We start from the raw sequence: 17,516 nt of genomic DNA, 5'->3' as shown, positions 1-17,516 counted from the left end.
CAGCGGCAGGTTTAGGGCTAATTTTACCTTTTCTTTTCGGTTGGCTTTAACGCAAAAGCTTACTTGGTTGGCGCGATGGCATAGGCTGAAAAATAAAAAAAAGCCCGATGAGTGGTTATCTCATCGAGCCTCTTCATTCTTGCCGTTAGCCGCTTGGGCTTAGAAACTCAGCGTGTGCTGTAACGCTCGGCGCCATTCGGTGCCGTTAGTCGTCATCCATACTTGCTTCGCGGTGGTGTGATAGGTGGCATCTAAGGGATAGGGCATTATCCCTCCCAAAATGAAGAGTTGATTGCCGTGAACCATGGCGCGATAACCACGCTTAGCATCGAAGGGGAAGTTATCCATGGCTTTGGTCCAGCTGGTGCCATCTTGGGAATACCAGAGATCGGTTAAGGTTTGGTTAGCGCCATATCCACCAAAGGCCCATAATTTACCGTCAAATTCTACGAGCTGGTGAATATGCCTCGCGCCGACCTCAGTGCTGTCTGCCTCCTTAGTCCAGGTGATGCCATCTGTGGTGGACCAGATGTCACTGAGTTGAGTCGTTCGTGATTGGGTTTCATGACCCGCAACAGCCCAGAGTTTGCCGCCAAAGCTGCTGATTTGGGTTACGGCGCGCGCGGGGAAGTTATTGTTGCCTACATCTGTCCAGTTGATACCATTTTCTGAGCGATATACGACGCTGTTTTGCGTGTCGATAGCCCATAATTTATTGTCGAATGGATAGACTGAGTATTGACCGTTTTGCGTACCAACATTTGGCCCGGTAAGAGCCTCTTGGGTCCAGTTTTTCCCATCGAGTGATGAGTAGCTACCACTTGCGTGCAAGGCCCAAATCTTACCTGAAAAAGTAAGTATCTTGCTGTCCGTCGGGAAGGGAAGCGTCGTGGAATCATCTAATGTCCAGCTGAATCCGTCAGTAGAGTGCCAACGAGTATTTACTTTCTCGAAATCTTCGTTGGTGCCAGAAAGCAGTTGTATCTCTCCCTGGTGACTGACTGCCTGAATGTCTGTCATGGCTGGTAGCTGATTATTGAGTGGCAGCCAATGCTTGCCGTCTGTCGTTTGCCAGTTGTCGTTGAGTAAGACGCCATTATCACTTTTGCCGCCGATAACGACCAGGGCATCATTATGTACCGCGGTGGTGAAGTACAAGCGTATCCTATCGGCCATGTATGGCGACTGTACACCGAAGTTGGCGTCATCTGTTGCTAACGTCCAAGAGGCGCCATCGGTGGAGGTCCATACATCGTTTGGATTCTGAGAGCGATTCGGATCGAGCTGATCGATATAACCGCCCAGCAAAATTAGTTGATTACCGACTTGCCTAACTTCATGCTTTTCCCTAGCCGAGAATTCTGGTGTGTCTGTCACCAATGTCCAATGAATGCCGTCGTCTGAGTTCCATATGTCGGCGACTCTCCCGGTATCGTTTCTGCCGCTAAATTGCCACAGCTTGCCATTAAATTCAGCAAAGGCGGTGCTTACTCTCTGGGTTGCAGTTGAATCTGACGATTCCAGGTTCCAGGTGATGCCATCGGTTGAGGAGTAGATCTCTTTGACATGCTCGCGAGTCTGCAAATCAAAGCCGCCATATATCCACATCTTGTTTTTGAAAGTCGTCACCGAATAGTTGTTGCGTTCGCCAAAGCCAATATCGGCATTTACCTGTGTCCAATTGATGCCATCCTCTGAGCGCCATACATCGTTAAGCGTAGTGTCACGTCGGTTTCCTATGAGCCAGATATGATCTGAAAATGTAATGACAGCCACGGGAGGACGCACGCCAAAGGGAGCCTCATCAACCACTTTTTGCCAGATGTTGCCATCGCTCGATCGCCAGATACTGGCATCATTACCTGCTTGCTCATAGCCACCGATGAGCCAGAGATAGCCATCGAAAGAAACGACCTTGCCTGAAGAGCGGCCAGAAGGGGTATTGTTGGCGACATAGGTTGCCTGACCAGCATGTTGGCCGTGGAAGAGGTTATAGTAGGCATCACTCGTCGTGGTTAAGCTGCTGTCTATTAGCGGCTGTGTGGATAGCTTGTCGACCAGCCCGTTATCGCAGTTGCTGAGATTGTTAAAATCACAGTCGGCCTGAGTGGTTCTGGCTAGTTGCAGAGGAGTATCTACATCAGTAAACACTTTTGTGTCATCGGTTCCTATCAGCAACTTGAGTGTTAGCGACTTTGGCGCGACAGAAGCAAAGAAGCTGCTGCTGGCTTTAAGGTAGTTAGCGGTTTCGGCGATCTCGACAAAGATTTGCGCCTCGCCAGGCGTATGCGCCGTCACCTGTCCACTGGTATCCACCGAGGCCACGGCAGGATCTTGGCTGCTAAAGGTTAGGTTAGCAACATCGACATTGACGGGATTCAGATAAGTTTGATCGATAAAGAGCGCCACTGTGCCTGTGTTGTCAAAGGCGATAGCTCTCTCCGCCTTGGCGACATTGACTTGATAGGCGGCGGAGGCTGCCAGGTACTTGGCATCTTCGGCGATATGAGCGGTAATAGTGCTGGAACCCGCGGTTAATATCGCGACCAAACCATCATTGGAGACGCTGACAACTTCTGGGTTAGAGCTGGTATAACTTATAGCTCCAGTTCCCAATAAACCTTGAAGCGAGTTGCTAAAGGCTTGGTCACCGTAGGTTTTCTCTATGGTGCCACTTTGACTAAAGCTGAGTGTCTGGTTGAGTTTGACCGCGGTTTTATCTGTTTCTGATGAGCCGCTTCCACCGCCACAGGCGCTGAGTTGCGAGGCGAGTATAAGCAAGCAGCCTATACGCATTAATCCCTTAAGCATAGCGAATGTCCCTATCTTTCTGTTTGTTGTTATTTTGGGAATGCCTGAGTGCATCCCCCTATCTTATCTCGTATTAGATTCGTTTTTACTTAATTAAGTCTTTGTACATCAATAAGATTTGTTGTCGATATGTTATTTGCTTGTTGTGTATTGGTCAATGATAAAGACACAAGAAAATAAGACTAAGGAATGAGAATATTCGCGTCTGCTCGTAGTCAGGCTCATTAGCCTTTTTGGTGTGGACAGAACCAGATTTATCGCTTCTGGGGTTGTGATTCTCTTTGAGACAACTGGTTGGAAGCTACTAAAAAGACTATCTTTTAACCATAAGCCGAATCATTTCTTTCAGGCTCGTTTGGGCTAGGTATTCTCTTTGCCTTGCCGCTTACGGGCACTCTAAGGCCTTGTTACTCAAAGGACCTAGTTATGCACAGGACATTGTTATGAAGATGACGCTCTCTTTTCTCGGTGCGGCCCAGGAGGTGACGGGCTCCTGTCATCTTCTCGATATCTCGGGTCGTCAGGTGCTGCTCGACTGCGGCCTTATCCAGGGTGGTAAGCTCGATGCCCTGCGCAATCACGAGCCCTTCCTCTTCGAGCCTAAAGAGATCCATGCCGTAGTGCTCAGCCATGCCCATATCGATCATTCGGGGCGTCTCCCTCTGCTGGTCAAGTCTGGCTTTACCGGCCCCATCTATACCCATAAGGCGACGGTTGAGCTGTGTGAGGTGATGCTCAGGGATGCCGCCATGCTGCAGGTACGCGATGTGGAGCGCCTTAACAAGAAGCGGGTGAAGATGGATCTGCCGCCGCTGGAGCCCCTGTTCGACGAAGAAGATGTGGCGCTGGTGATCAAGCAGTTTGTCGCCCTCGATTATGGTCAATCGGTGCAGGTGGTGCCTCAGTTGACGGCTTGTCTAAGCGATGCCGGCCATATTCTAGGCTCGGCCGTGGTCGAGTTGTGGCTGGGTGAGGGAAGCGAGCGCAAGAAGCTGGTGTTTAGCGGCGATCTGGGGCGAGCGGGCATGCCGATTCTGGATGATCCTACGCTGATCGATGATGCCGATCTGGTGTTGATGGAGAGCACCTATGGCGACAGGTTGCACCGCAGCTGGGACGATACTTTGGAGGAGCTTAAGGCGATCTTCGCCAAGACGATTAAGGAGAGCCGCGGCAATATTCTTCTGCCGGCATTCTCCGTCGGGCGGGCTCAGGAGCTGCTCTATCTGTTTCACCTCTATGCCAAGGAGTGGGCGCTGTCCAACTGGCGTATCTGTCTCGACAGCCCCATGGCGATCAAGGCGACCCAGATCTATGTGGCCAACTATCAGCTGATGGATGAGGACTTTAAGCGCTTCACCCGTCTGTCGCCGGGCAAACATCCGCTGCTCTCGAATGTGGACTTTATCGACAGCACCCAAGAGTCGATGGAGCTTAACGAGATCCATCAGGGGTTGATCATCATCGCCGGTAGCGGCATGTGCAATGGCGGCCGGATCCGCAGCCATCTGGAGCATAACCTGGCCAATCCCCAGTCGGATGTGATCATCTGTGGTTTCCAGGCCTTGGGCACGCCGGGGCGCCTGCTGGTGGATGGCGCCGAGTCGCTCACCATACATGGCCGTGATATTCCGGTGAAGGCCAAGATACATACGGTCGGCGGGTTGTCGGCTCACGCGGACCAGGCCGAGCTTATCCATTGGTATCGACACTTTAAACACACGCCGCCGCTGATTCTGATCCATGGTGAGCGCGAGGCGCAGGAGCGGCTCAAGACTGAGTTGGTGCCCGAGGGAAGCCAGTCACCCCATGTGGTGATCGCCGAGCGGGGCGATACTTTAGACCTTACCGCCTTGCCGGAGCTGGTTTGGCTGCCAGGCAGAGAATAGTCCGTTTCAGCTAGAGCCATGGGGAATAATTTCTGCTAGCTTAAGCTACAAGCCATCAGCTAGCCAAGGAAAGCCCCAATGGATGAACATATCGTCATACTTATCATTGCTTTAGTCGTATTGCTCTACGGCTATATCTCTAAGTGGTTGGCGCGTTTCGACATCTCAGGCCCCATGGTATTTACCGCCTTCGGCCTGCTGTTGTCCCCCTTCGGCTTGGATGTGACTCAGGTGAAGGTGGATGCCGAATTTGTCACTATCATGGTGGAAATCGCCTTAGTGTTGGTGCTGTTTAGCGACGCCGCCCTGCTTGATCTCAGGCTGCTTAAGGAGTCATGGCAGCTACCGGCGCGCCTGTTGTTTATTGGCCTGCCGATCACGGTTGCGGCTGGCACACTAGTGGCGGGATTCTTCTTTCCCGACCAACCCTTTCTCTATCTGCTGATGTTAGCCCTGCTGCTGACTCCCACGGATGCTGCCCTGGGTAAGGCGGTGGTCTCGGACCCTAAGGTGCCCAAGACGATACGCTCCACGATCAATGTGGAGAGCGGGCTGAACGACGGCATTATCTTCCCCGTGTTAATTACCGTGGTGGCCTTGATCATGAGCGGTCTGGATCACGCCCAGGACCAACACTGGCTGGTCTATGTGTTGCAGCAGATCCTGTTTGGGGCCTTGGTGGGCGGCGCCGTCGGCTATCTGGGTACCAAGTTGCAGATCTTCTGTTTCAAGCGTGATGGCATGGTGGAGACCTACCTCAACCTGATCCCCATCGCCTTGGCGATATTGGCCTTTTATCTGGCGGAGGAGTTCTCGGGCAATGGGTTCATCGCCGCCTTCTTCGCCGGTCTCTATGCCGGTAACACCAGCGAGATGGCCAGGGGGCATATCGAAGACTTTGCCGAGAGCGAGGGGGAGCTCTTGGTGTTGATAAGCTTCTTCATCTTCGGCCTGGCGTTTGTGCCAACCACGCTGCCCTATGTCACTATGGAAGTGGTGAGCTACGCCCTGCTTAGCCTGACGTTGCTGCGTATGTTGCCCGTGATGATTTCCCTGATAGGGACTAAGTTAGATCTGGCGACCTGTGCCTTTATCGCCTGGTTTGGCCCCAGGGGGATCGCCTCTATCCTCTATGTGCTGATCGTCGCCCATGAGATGGGCAGCATCAAGGGGTTTGAGACCCTCTATGCCGTGGTAACTGTGACCGTCTTGATGAGTATATTGGCCCATGGTCTATCGGCTCAGCCGCTAGCTAACTGGTATGCCAAACGCCATCGGCCTGCTGAGCCTGATACCGATGGCGAGGACAGTACTGCTTAGCTTTGCAGGCGATCTGTCTGACCGTCGAGTTTCTGCAGGCTCTTGAGTAGCATGTAGAGGCAGGTGCTCAGCAGACAGATGGCCAGGTAGATCATCATGCCGTGGCCTTTGTCGCTCAGGGTCAAGGCCAGCAGGGGCCCGGCCACAGAGCCTAGGCTATAGCAGAGCAACATCACCTCGGTCGCCGACACTATCTTGATGCTCGGCAGCCTGTCGCAGGCCAGCGAGATGGCGATAGGGTAGAGGGCGAAACTGGCCGCCCCCAAGATGAAGTAGCTCAATCCCTTAAACGCCAAGGCGCTGGTTTCTATGGCGCCGACCACACCGACCAAGCCCACCAGAGTACACATGGCCATCAGCAGACGCTTGTCCATCCGCGGCGAGAGATAGCTGATCAACGGCTGCACCGCCATGCCGCCCAAGATAATCGCCGCCATCAAGAGTCCCGTCTGGGTTGGCTCCTCTACCTGATTGTCGATATAGACGGGCATCAGGCCATAGATGGGGCCGAGCAGCAGGCCTGAGACCAGGCAGCCTATGATCGCCGGGCGACTCAGGTTGGTGCTCTCCTTGAGTGAGAGTCTCTGCTGCGCCTGGTGGGCCGGCTCACCCGAGCGGATCAGCACTGGGGCCATTATGGCTAACAGGAGCAGGACGATGACAAACAGATAGGGCAAGACCCCCTGAGTGCCCAGTTCACCTATGGCCAGCTGACCGAGGGCGCTGCCGCCATAAAGCGCGGCCATGTAGATCCCCAGTCGTCTGGCGCGCGCCTTGGCGCTATCGGCCATCAGTAACCAGGATTCGACCACCACGAAGACGCCTGCTACGGCGAAACCCGCGAGCAGGCGCGCCGCGAGCCAGACGCCGGCACCAGGCAAGAGCAACATGGCCACTATGCTGGCGATCAGCAGGGAGAGAAACAGCACAAAGCCGCGTCTGTGGCCCATTTGGGCGATCAGGCGCTCGACCCTCAATGCGCCGAAGAGCAACCCCAGATAGAAGATGCTGGCGAGCCAAGGGGCCAGGTCCGGCGACAGGCCGAAGTTGCCCAATGATAGGGGGATCAGGCTCATCAGAAAACCTGAGGCGACGGCAAAGAAAGAGAGACCTATTACGGGTGCCGTAGGATTGTTCGATTTACAGTTATCGGCGACGTCTAACACCAATAATCTCCAAATTAAGTAGGGTAAATGGCACCTTGGAAGGAAGTGTGTGTTGGACTGCCATTTATTCACTGTTTAGCGGGAAGCGAAATGTAGTGCCAGCGAGACGCTAAGTAAAGTGAATTTTGATGGCTGATGATTTTTTGATATAAAAATCGCAGTAATAGCGCTAATTTTGCCCTGAAAAGCCATTTTGCGACTAATTAACACGCAGCCGTTCTTGTTGATGGACTCTTGCGGTTAAACCTGGTGTGAGGCTGGTTTGAAACTTTTGGTGGCGGATTTTCGGCGTAAATTGTCTGTTTTTATGTTGCCAGCTTGTTGTTTGTTGCCGTTATGTAGCTAAAGGCCGTAAATTTTTAAGTTAGCGGCCAAATTTTTACCACTTTCATTTTGTCTTTTCTAAACTGGCTAGGCTAACCATGACCAGTTTGCAGCGATTCAGTTACTGCTCTGCCAAGGTGAGCGCCACTATCTTAAGCGGATGATTGCCGTCGAAGGAGGGGAAGTCCTGGTGGCAATGGAGCCACTCGAAGCTGGCGACCTGCCGCCCCTGCTTCTCGACGCAGCGAATCAAGGCGTCGAGCCATGCCTGACGCTCAACCTTGGCGACATTGTTGCAGCAGACTATGGTGCCGCCAGCCTTGGTGGCCAGCATGGCGGGTTTGAACAGGCTCTGGTAGTCGTTGATCAGATCCACAGTGCCGAAGGGGCTCTTGGCGAAACGCGGCGGGTCGAGAAACACCAGATCGAACTGACGCTGTGCCAGTTTAGGGTAGTTGGGGAGTTTCTGGTTGCGGCGTCCACCCACCTTCATGCCCGCCAGTTGACGCATGGCGGGAAAGGCATCGCTCTGAATAAACTCACACCTGTCGCTCACCCCGTTGAGTTCGGCGTTGCGGCGGCCGGCGGCCAGGGCAAAGGATGAGAAGTCGACGTTGGTGACCGATTCTGCACCGCCGACGGCGGCGGCCGTGCCTATACCGCAGGTATAGGAAAACAGGTTCAGCACAGACTTGCCTTGGCTGTTGGCCTTCACATATTCCCGGCCGACCCGCATGTCGAGAAACAGCAGGGGATCTTGCCCTTCGTGGCGCAACTTGCTGATGAAGCGGATGCCATTTTCCGTCATCTGCTGCTCGGCGCTGGCGAAGGCGTCGAGTTCAGGCGTCAGCGGGTTGAGAATACGCGAGTTTTTATTGGATCTATCATTGTAGATGACGGGAAGATCTTGAGTCTGCTTGAGCTCTTGGCCGAGGCTTTCAAGCTCCTCTTGCGTCAGACTCTGGTGAAACGATTGGATCAGCCAAGCGTCGCCATAGCGATCTATGGTGAGTCCGTCTATCCCCTCGACCGTGCCGTGAAACACGCGAAAACAGTTGGTGTTGGCGGTTTGTGCCGCGGCGAGTAGCTCGGCTCTTTGGCTGATCGCCTGGCGCAGCAGGTCGGCGTTCGACATGATCTTATGATCCCTAATCGGTGGTATGCTGGAGTGAGCGCGGATCATAGCAAATATTTGCCCCTTGGGGGCGATTAACTCAGACGTTAGCAAGAGGGTGAAGGGATGAAACTCGTGTTAGTCCATGGGATCTTTAATACCGGCCAGGTGATGGGGTGGATGCGGCGTCAGTTTGAGCGTCACGGCTATGAGTGCCTAACGCCTACCCTGGCCCCCTTCGATGGCAGGCGTGGTATCGCCTTTGCGGCCAAACAGCTGCAAAGCCATATCGAGGCAGCCCTGGCCGAGGATGAGACCATCTGCCTCATCGGCTTTAGTATGGGCGGCATAGTTGCCCGTTACTACCTACAGCATCTGGGGGGCGAGAAACGCACCAAGGCGCTGTTCTCTATTTCTTCTCCCCATCACGGCAGCTATCTCGCCTGGCTGCCCTATCCGTCGCGGGCGATGCGTGAGCTGAGGCCAAAGAGTCAGTTGTTGTCTCAGCTCGCCGACAGCCAGGAGAATCTCGAGGGTATAGCCCTCTACTCGTTTCGCACGCCCATCGATTTCACCATAGTGCCGAGTCGCAGCTCCCATTGGCCGGGGGCCGAGAATAAGGTGATCTGGCGACCGCTACATCTGTCGATGATCTTCAGTCGCCGCGTGGTGGCAGAGATCCTAGCTGGGGTGGTGCAGCTGTCGCCGGGTGGCGAGACTTCGCCACAAACCGGGCAGGGCCTCCAGCGAGCAGAGGAGTAGCCCCACCCAGATCAGGGAGAAGCTCACCGCTTTGACGCTATCGAACGCCTCGTTAAACAGGAAGATCGCCAGCAGGAAGTGCATGGTGGGTTCTATGTATTGCAGCAGGCCAACCATGGAGAGGCTGGTGTGACGAATCGCCAGGGCGAAGAAGATCAGCGGTAACAGGGTTACGGGCGCCGACCCCATGTAAAGTAGCATTGTACCCGTGCCGCTCGAGAGCGCCTCGCTCTGGCCCGTGGCACTTAGCCAGAGCAGATAGCCGGCGGCGATGGGGGTGAGCAGCGCCGCCTCTATGGTGACTGAGGTAAGCGAGTCGAAGCGGATAAACTTCTTACACAGGCCGTAGAGGGCGAAGAAGCTGCCCATCAACAGCGCCAGCCAGGGCAGCTGACCATAGGCCATCACCATGTAGCCTATGCCCAGAGTGCCGAGCAGCACAGCCCATTTCTGGGCGACAGTCAGCCTGTCTTTTAGAAACAGCACCCCCAATCCGATAGCAAACAGCGGGTTGATGAAGAAGCCCAGGCTCGCCGCCAACACCTGACCATGGGTCAATGCCCAGGTGAAGCTGTACCAGGAGACGCACATGATAAGCGAAGCTAGCGCGCACAGGGCGACTGAGGGAAGATTCGCCTTGAGCAGTGCCAGGTTGGGCAGAGGTTTGCCAAGCAGCAGAAAGACTAGCAGCATGAAAGGCACAGAGCAGAGCAGGCGAATCGCCAGCATCTCAGTGATATCCGCGCCCGGCAGAAACTGATAGTAGAGGGGCAGGAGCCCCCACAGCAGAAAGGAGACGATCGCCAGGGCGTTGCCTTTGGCGCTAACTTGGGTGTGGCTGGGCATAGGGACTCGTAAGTATTATTTGCTTATGTTTGTATTGGGTTGTGTGCTGGGCACTGCCTTGTCATCGCTCTCTCGTCCGATACTCAGACTCTTGGGTTTGGCCCTTGGCCTGATCTCGAAAAGCGCTAGCTGGTGAGGCACTGGCTGTTGACGCATCAGCAAGTGAGCTGCCAAGTCACATGGATAAAATACCCGGCTTCATCTAGATGACTGAAAGTGGAGCGGATTTTCCCATTCCTATGGCTTCTTGGCTGTGAGCATGATCACTCTGGGTGTTTTTTGTTTTTAGCGGGAGTCTGGTCAGTGGGCTTATGGGAAAGACTTGCATGTCGGGGCCCGGTCTAAGGTACAATCTGGCTCCGGTAAATACCTTTAATGAGCCGAGAATGAACAAGATCCACGTACAGATGACCAAGGATGGTTCCCACACCCTGATGAGCAGCCTGTTTGACGACAGTTATCATGCCCATAACGGCGCCATCAGTGAGTCTGAACATGTCTATATTCAGTCGGGCCTTGCCGATCTGGATCCCAGCTTCGATCGGGTGAACATTCTCGAGTTGGGGTTTGGTTCGGGCATGAACGCCATGCTGACACTAAAGCAGGTGCTGGGTAGCGATGGTAAGCCGGATAGGCTCATAAGGCCGATACGTTTCGTGACGGTAGAAGCCTACCCCGTTCCTAGCGATGTGATCGCTCAGCTGAACTACAAGGAGCATCTGCCGCCTGCGCTGCAGGATCTGTTCGATAGCCTACACAGCGCGCCCTGGGGCGAGGATGTCACCCTGTTTCCCGGCTTCGTGCTGCATAAGATCCACGCCACCTGGGATAGCCTGGAATTGCCGGATAATTCCATCAACCTGGTGTTCTACGACGGCTTTGCGCCCAGCAAGCAGCCCGAGCTCTGGACCCAGGATAACTTCGATCGCCTCTTTCCAATGATGATGCCGGGCGGCATGTTGGTCAGCTACTGCGCCAACGGCCAGTTCAAGCGTAATCTTAAGGCCGCAGGTTTTAAGGTGAAGCCCCATCCGGGGGCATTAGGGCGACGGGAGATGACCCGGGCCTGGAAGCCTCTGCCGGGACAGGAAGAATAATCCTTACTGGAAACCTGAGTCAGAATAGAAGACTAAGCCGGAATAGAAGACTAAGCCGGAATAGTCGTCAGCTTCGCTTAAGCTTGCCGGCAACCTCGAGCACTTTTTTGTTTGTAACAAGTCATTAACTGAACTTTCTTTTTCGCCGGGAATCGATAGATTAGAACCCAACTCGCTTCACATAGGGAAATGATCTGTGAAAATACCGGCAATTCGAGCCCTCGCGCCTTGGCTCACCGCCAGCCTGACTCTGCTCTGTTCCATGCAGGTGTTGGCCGATAAGGTGCCACTGGCCTTCGTGTCTCAAACCATAGATACCGGTTTTAAGCTCACCCATCCGCTGGAGAGCCTCAACCTGGTCGGCGATGCCAACAAGGAGCTGCTGGCGATCGGTGTCGATGATCGCCAGACCAAATGGCTCGCCGTCTATGGCTTAGATGGCGAAAGCAGCCAGTATCGGCTGCTGCATAAGATGCCTCTGCCTGGCGATCTCTATCGATACGATGTGAGCGCTAAGCCAAAGCAGGCCAATTCACTTCAGTCCGTCTATTTTATGTCGCGCGCTCACCTCTCTGTGTTAACGGTCAGCGACCAGGGGCTGGCGCTTCGCGAGCTTTTAGATGTAGCGCCGCTGGTGGTGAAGCCGCGCATCGAGTTTATCGCCCGCGGCGAGTTTGTGCGGGATCTCAACGGCGATGGCCGTGATGACTTTATCGTGGGCCAGTTTGAGCAGACACAGCTCTTCCTCAGTCAAGGCGATGGCTGGCAGCCCCAGACCCTGGCGATTCAGCCCAAGGTGCTGCTCTATCGCGATGGCGCCCGCTACAGCGAGACCAAGCTCTATTTCGCCGACATGAATTTCGATGGTCACGACGACATCATCAAGGTGGGCGAGGGGGAGCTTGAGATCTATGCCCAGCATCAAGATGGCAAGTTCGAAACCTACCCCAGATTTCAGCCCGTGAGTCAGGCGATCAGCGGCCTGGACTGGTGGGACAGGCGCGATGCCTATGGCGAGGCGCTGGATCAGAGCGATCTCGTCTATCGTAAGGTCGAGGCGCTGCAGGATATCGACGGCGACGGCCTTGTGGATATGGTGGTGCGCTACACCAAGAGCTCTGGTGTGCTGGATAGGGTCAACGACTATGAGATCTATCTAGGGGTGAAGGGTGACAAGGGAGTGAGCTTTGGCAAGCAGCCCCAGAGTGTGATCCGCGGCGATGGTACCCTGACGGGGTTCGAGCTGGTGGATATCGACCTAGATGGTCGCAGCGAGGTACTGGTGTCTGGGTTCGATATCGGCCTGTCGCAGATCATCGGCGCCCTGGTGTCGGGCAGTATAGATCAGGATGTGCACCTGTTTACCATGGACGATAAGCGGCGTTTCGCCGCCAAACCGAACATGAGCAAGTCGGTGGAGCTGAGTTTCAGCCTGACCTCGGGCCAGAGCGGTGCGCCCGTGGTAAAGCTGGCGGATATCGATGGCGACAAGCGTCAGGATCTACTGCTGTCCGACGGCGACACAGAGCTGGATCTGTTTCTGGGTAGTGCCAAGGGCAAGCCCTTCGATCGCAAAGAAAGCCTCAAGCTCACCCTGCCTATCGATGGTGACATGCTCAGCAGCGAAGATCTTAATTTAGACGGTAAGGCGGACCTGCTGATCAAGTATGGCAGGCAGGATAAGGTCGAGTTGCAGAGCCAGTTTTTGGTGATCATGACCCAATAGCCCTTGGCTGCTTTGTCAGTTGTGTCAGTTTTGCCCGTTGTGTCGGTCGCGGCAAGGTGGCTCGGACCTGGTGATACACTTTGTCGCAATTAAGCTGGGCTCGATTGGCCGGTAATAACCCGCTCTGCTTCAGTGAGTTAGCTCTCACTAACACAAATACCTCTCGAGGGGGCTAATTGGCTTAAGTTTTGTTTAATTTTTCATCGCTACCCTGAGGTCGAAGGTGACTCCTGGTCACCCAGAGACTAAGTGTAAGGGTTGTGTATGATAGGTTTTGGCAGCGCCAGCAGTTCTGCAGGAGCAGATGTCGCAGTAAATATCATCACCTACCTGGGAGCCGGATGCTTGTTGGTGGTGGTCATAGGGTTTTCAATTGCCCTGTATCAGGAGTGGCAGATGGTGCGCCGCTTCGATGCCGAGAAGCAGAGACAAAAATTCTTCGATAGTCTCTCCAATATTACCCCGCGTTCCCGTTAGCGGCATATCGTCCGAGCGCCATTTTGCCGCGCTATTGATTCGCCGGTGGCCGAGCTTAGCACTCTACTTTAGAGATAACCTGGCTGCTTGAGCGATAACCTGGCTAGTTGAGCTTAAAAACTTGTTTGAGCTTAAAAACTTAGCTGAGGTTAAAGCTAGTTAAGCGATAACCTGGCCTGCTCGGCGATCAGTGTCATGATTTCCCGATTCAGGCTGAGCTGCTGGCTCTGGCCTATCTCTTCCCGACCTAGCGCATTTAGCCGCGCATCTATCGCGCCCCGCTGTGGATGACCGCCTAGAGGGTGCGGGTAAGGCGCTTCTTCATGGCTTGGTTCCCCGTCGTATTGAGGTTGCCAAAACGCGTCTGTGTCATTGGTGTGCCATTGTGTCTTGAGTGGATACAAGGGAAAGCCTCCTAGTGCGTGACCGCGCTAGGATAAGCGAAACTTATGCCAATTAGATGACAGGTGAAAAACAGGGTCTTGAGTGAGCGATTACTCGGCTCAGTGCCTATCTTGCACCATCAGGAGGCATGGGTTGATGCAGGAAAGTGCAATCTGGCGATGCAGCCCTTGTCGCAATTGTTGAGGCTAAAACGCCATTGATAACGCTGACACAGGGCCTCGACTATCTCCAGTCCTAGGCCATGGCCCTGGGGGCGGGTGTCGCTGCTGCTCATGCCGCGGCCCTGATCTTTCACCGAGATCCCCTCTTCGTCGACGCTAATGGCGATGCGGCCGCTGTCGCTGGCGTTGATGGCGTTATTGAGCAAGTTGATCAGTAGCATGCGCAGCACCGCCTCGCTGGGGGCAATTTGAGGCGTGGCATCTAGGGTGAGGCTTAATTGGATCTGTTTCTGACTCGCCAGCGGCTCGACCTCGGCAAGGATCTGTCTCAGCTCTTTCTCATGTAGCGGTCTGAGGTCGGGTGAACTCAGCCCCTTCTCCTGTTTCACCAGGCTCAGTAGCGCGTCTATGATGTGCTGCATATTGCTGGCGGCCTTGGCGATACGGCTTCGCTGTCGTTGCATAAACTCAGGTTTGCCCTCCTGTTCCATTAGACGGCTGGCGCCCTGAATAATGGTCAGCGGGGTTCTCAGTTCATGGCTGGCGTAGCGGGAGAAGGCCTGTTCCCGGCGGATCAGCTGGGCGATCTGCTGCTGATAATGGTTGAGGCTAGCGGTGAGGGCATGAAATTCCTGGGTGGCATCCTTGGAGACACTAAAGCTCTGGTCGCCCTCCGAATCCTCGAGCTGCTCGCTGATGGCGCGAATGGGCGCGATAAGCCTGCGGGTGAGCAGTGTGATGGCAAAGCCGAACAGGGCAAACAACATCAAGGTGACGGCCAGGATCACCAGGCTGATGTTGTTCCATTCGTTACGGCTCAATTCTACCTGCTCGGCGTCCATCACCAGAATCAGGGGATGTGTCGCCTCGCCCTCGCCATATTGGCCGCGAAAGATGAAGATATCTTCCTTGAAGGTGTCGTGCAGTTCATCGAGAAAACCATTGGGCAGGTCGGCAATGCGCTGATATTCATCGGGTAAGCTGGCGATATCATTATAGGCAACGATAGTAGTGCTCAACACCAGCGGCGATTCGGCGCCCTGCTGGAACGCCGTCTGGGCGCTAGGCGCTATCTGTTCCAGGGTGCGACGGTTGAGCTCATCTTCGACCCAGTAGAGGATAACGATACTGAGCAGGTAGAGAATGGCGGCCACCAAGAGGGCGATCCCCCCGAAGTAGAAACTTAGCTTGCGAGTCAGACTCTTGGCGGTTTTTTGCACCTGTAGGGCCTCTATTGGTTCACGTCTAACCGGAAGCCTATCTTAGGCACGGTGAGTATGATGGGGGTGTCGAAGGGTTTATCCACCTGATTTCTCAGCTGGTACATATGGCTGCGCAAGATGTCGCTGTTGGGCGGTTCTTCTCCCCACAGGTGCTGCACTATCTCCTCTCGCTTCACCACGTTGGGCGCGCGGGAGATCAGCAGGTGGAGGATCTGATAGCAGCTTGGGGTGAGCTGTAGCTTCTTGCCATCGCGATAGGCGGTATGCTCGGCGATGTTGAGGGTGAGCGGCCCGCACTGCTGACAGCCCTGGGCGACACGCCCGAGCTGACGCTTGATCAAGGCCAGCAGGCGCACATGCAGCTCATCGAGATCGAAGGGCTTGGTCAGGTAGTCATCGGCGCCACTATGAAAGCCTTGCAACAGATCTTGTTTGTCGTCCAGCGCCGTCAGCATCAATATGGGCACACTGGAACCCTGCTCGCGCAGGGCCTTGGCCACGGCGTAGCCGTCCATCTTGGGCAGCATGAGATCCAGTACTATGGCGTCGAAGTGCCCTTCGGTGGCGAGGCGCAGGCCGAGCTCGCCATTGCTGGCATAATCTACCTGAGCTCCTTGGGATTCGAGATAGTCTCCCAGGACACCGGCGACATCGGCATTATCTTCTATGATGAGTATTTGAGTATTTTGCATGGCAGTTCTCTGGCCGAGTGACTCTACCTATCCTAGCGTGAAAAAGATGTCGATAACATTGAAATTCAAGCGCATCCGATTGGGCCTTGGGATGCGCTTACTGATCAATTTAGCAGGAACAGGGTCGCCAGGCCGAGGAAGGCGAATAGGCCGATCACATCAGTGACTGTAGTCAGCACCATGCCACCGGCCAGCGCGGGATCGACGTTAAACTTCTTCAGCAGCAGTGGGATACAAGCGCCGGCCAGACCGGCGACCGTCATGTTGATCAGCATGGCGCCGCCGATCAGGCCGCCCAGGGCGATATCGCCCTTCCACAGCCAGACGGCGGCAAACACCAGCAAGGACCAGAGCAGGCCGTTGAGAAAGCCGATGGCCAGCTCCTTGCCGATCAGCCAGCGGGAGTTACTCTGGCCTATCTGTCCCAGGGCGATACCGCGGATCACCAGCGCCAGGGTCTGGTTGCCGGCGACGCCGCCCATACTGGGCACTATGGTCATCAAGATGGCGATGGTGGCAAACTGCTCCAGGGTGTTCTCGAACATGTTGCTGACCGAGGCGGCCAGCAGGGCCGCAAACAGATTGATGGTCAGCCAGAGGGAGCGCCTCAGGGTACTCTTGACCACAGGGCCGAAGGTATCTGTGTCATCGTCCATCCCCGCCATCCCCATCATGGAGTGTTCGGCGTCTTCACGGATCACGTCGACAATATCATCGATGGTGATACGCCCCAGCAGACGGTTGCTCTCCTCTTCGACCACGGGGGCTGAGACCCAGTCGTGACGCTCGAACAGCTGGGCGACTTCGCCGTCATCCATGCCCACGGGGATCCCTTCGAGATCGTCGTTCATGATCTCCCGCACCGAGGCGTTGGGGTCGCAGGTGAGCAGATCGGTAATGCGCACACCGCCAAGCAGGCTGTCGCGCTTATCCACCACATAGAGGGTATCGGTGGCATCGGGCAGCTCGCCGCGGATCCTCAGGTAACGCAAGATCACATCTATGGTGACATCGGGGCGTACGGTTACGGTGTCCGTGTTCATGATACTGCCGGCGGTGTCTTCAGGGTAGGAGAGGGCTTGCTCTACCCTGGCCCTGTCTTGCGCCGTCATCGACTGCAACACCTGATTGAAGACGCTGTCGGGCAGGCTACGCAGTATGTAGGCCAGATCGTCAGTGTCCATTCCTTCGGCCGCCTTGGCGACGCGCTCGGGACTCATCTGGGTGATCAGGGTATCTTTGAGCTCTTCGCCTAGCTCGTCGAGGATCTCCCCCGTGTGCTGCTGATCGATCAGCTGCCAGAGCACCTGACGGGTTCGCGGTGGTGAAGATTCCAGGATGAAGGCGATATCAGAGGCGGCCATGTCGTGCAGCATGCTGCGCACATGGACAAACATGCCGCTGCCTAAGGCTTGAGTTAGCTGATTAATGCGTTGATCTGTGGTTTCACTATCTAACACTTCGATCGGCATAGCTCCTCCTTTGGCAGTTGATTGAACGGCT

14 protein-coding genes are annotated in these 17,516 nt (G+C 54.9%); 6 read left to right on the top strand and 8 right to left on the bottom strand.

The window, feature by feature from the left end; translation table 11 throughout:
- Window positions 1–159 precede the first annotated feature (159 nt).
- The gene (locus tag K0H81_RS17320) at window positions 160–2,811 is read right to left on the bottom strand and encodes a DUF6242 domain-containing protein (RefSeq protein ID WP_220059134.1); all 2,652 of its coding nucleotides are present in this window, start codon (window positions 2,809–2,811) and stop codon (window positions 160–162) included.
- A 443-nt stretch (window positions 2,812–3,254) separates the two neighbouring features.
- On the opposite strand from K0H81_RS17320, the gene K0H81_RS17315 reads away from it, so the two are divergent.
- Window positions 3,255–4,700 (top strand): MBL fold metallo-hydrolase RNA specificity domain-containing protein, encoded by a 1,446-nt coding sequence (locus K0H81_RS17315; protein WP_220059133.1) that lies wholly within the window; start codon window positions 3,255–3,257, stop codon window positions 4,698–4,700.
- A gap of 78 nt (window positions 4,701–4,778) precedes the next feature.
- A complete protein-coding gene (locus K0H81_RS17310; RefSeq protein WP_220059132.1) occupies window positions 4,779–6,020 on the top strand; it encodes a cation:proton antiporter in 1,242 nt (413 codons plus the stop codon).
- On the opposite strand, the gene K0H81_RS17305 is transcribed toward K0H81_RS17310, so the two are convergent.
- Window positions 6,017–7,186 carry an MFS transporter gene (locus K0H81_RS17305; protein WP_220059131.1) on the bottom strand — a complete coding sequence of 390 codons (1,170 nt, stop codon included), beginning with the start codon at window positions 7,184–7,186 and terminating at the stop codon, window positions 6,017–6,019. The genes K0H81_RS17310 and K0H81_RS17305 overlap by 4 nt on opposite strands.
- Window positions 7,187–7,631: 445 nt before the next feature.
- Complete coding sequence (locus tag K0H81_RS17300; RefSeq protein ID WP_220059130.1) at window positions 7,632–8,645, bottom strand: class I SAM-dependent rRNA methyltransferase; 1,014 nt, start codon at window positions 8,643–8,645, stop codon at window positions 7,632–7,634.
- A gap of 105 nt (window positions 8,646–8,750) precedes the next feature.
- Here K0H81_RS17300 and K0H81_RS17295 point away from each other — a divergent pair, with 105 nt between their 5' ends.
- Window positions 8,751–9,386, top strand: coding sequence for an alpha/beta fold hydrolase (locus K0H81_RS17295; RefSeq protein WP_220059129.1), 636 nt, complete (start codon window positions 8,751–8,753; stop codon window positions 9,384–9,386).
- Here K0H81_RS17295 and rarD read toward each other — a convergent pair.
- Window positions 9,306–10,232 (bottom strand): EamA family transporter RarD, encoded by a 927-nt coding sequence (gene rarD, locus K0H81_RS17290; protein ID WP_220059128.1) that lies wholly within the window; start codon window positions 10,230–10,232, stop codon window positions 9,306–9,308. The genes K0H81_RS17295 and rarD overlap by 81 nt on opposite strands.
- Before the next feature lie 386 nt (window positions 10,233–10,618).
- Between rarD and mnmC2 the strand changes: the two genes are divergently transcribed.
- The 3 genes from mnmC2 (at window position 10,619) to K0H81_RS20295 (ending at window position 13,532) form a co-directional block, all read left to right on the top strand.
- Complete coding sequence (mnmC2, locus tag K0H81_RS17285; RefSeq protein WP_220059127.1) at window positions 10,619–11,329, top strand: tRNA (5-methylaminomethyl-2-thiouridine)(34)-methyltransferase MnmC2; 711 nt, start codon at window positions 10,619–10,621, stop codon at window positions 11,327–11,329.
- 196 nt (window positions 11,330–11,525) lie between these two features.
- Window positions 11,526–13,055, top strand: coding sequence for an FG-GAP repeat domain-containing protein (locus K0H81_RS17280; protein WP_220059126.1), 1,530 nt, complete (start codon window positions 11,526–11,528; stop codon window positions 13,053–13,055).
- Window positions 13,056–13,400: 345 nt separating this feature from the next.
- Window positions 13,401–13,532: a hypothetical protein gene (locus K0H81_RS20295; RefSeq protein WP_258406326.1), complete on the top strand. Its 132-nt coding sequence runs from the start codon at window positions 13,401–13,403 to the stop codon at window positions 13,530–13,532.
- A gap of 155 nt (window positions 13,533–13,687) precedes the next feature.
- On the opposite strand, the gene K0H81_RS17275 is transcribed toward K0H81_RS20295, so the two are convergent.
- The 4 genes from K0H81_RS17275 to mgtE form a co-directional block, all read right to left on the bottom strand.
- Window positions 13,688–13,936 (bottom strand): hypothetical protein, encoded by a 249-nt coding sequence (locus tag K0H81_RS17275; protein ID WP_220059125.1) that lies wholly within the window; start codon window positions 13,934–13,936, stop codon window positions 13,688–13,690.
- A gap of 119 nt (window positions 13,937–14,055) precedes the next feature.
- Window positions 14,056–15,318: a sensor histidine kinase gene (locus tag K0H81_RS17270; RefSeq protein ID WP_220059124.1), complete on the bottom strand. Its 1,263-nt coding sequence runs from the start codon at window positions 15,316–15,318 to the stop codon at window positions 14,056–14,058.
- An 11-nt stretch (window positions 15,319–15,329) separates the two neighbouring features.
- Window positions 15,330–16,013, bottom strand: coding sequence for a response regulator transcription factor (locus K0H81_RS17265; RefSeq protein ID WP_220059123.1), 684 nt, complete (start codon window positions 16,011–16,013; stop codon window positions 15,330–15,332).
- 104 nt (window positions 16,014–16,117) lie between these two features.
- Window positions 16,118–17,485, bottom strand: coding sequence for a magnesium transporter (gene mgtE / locus K0H81_RS17260; RefSeq protein ID WP_220059122.1), 1,368 nt, complete (start codon window positions 17,483–17,485; stop codon window positions 16,118–16,120).
- Window positions 17,486–17,516 lie beyond the last annotated feature (31 nt).

It is taken from the genome of Shewanella halotolerans, from assembly GCF_019457535.1.
GTDB lineage: Bacteria > Pseudomonadota > Gammaproteobacteria > Enterobacterales > Shewanellaceae > Shewanella > Shewanella halotolerans.
The sequence above is the reverse complement of the archived record's forward strand: the minus strand, read 5'-3'. Positions and strand labels throughout refer to the sequence as shown.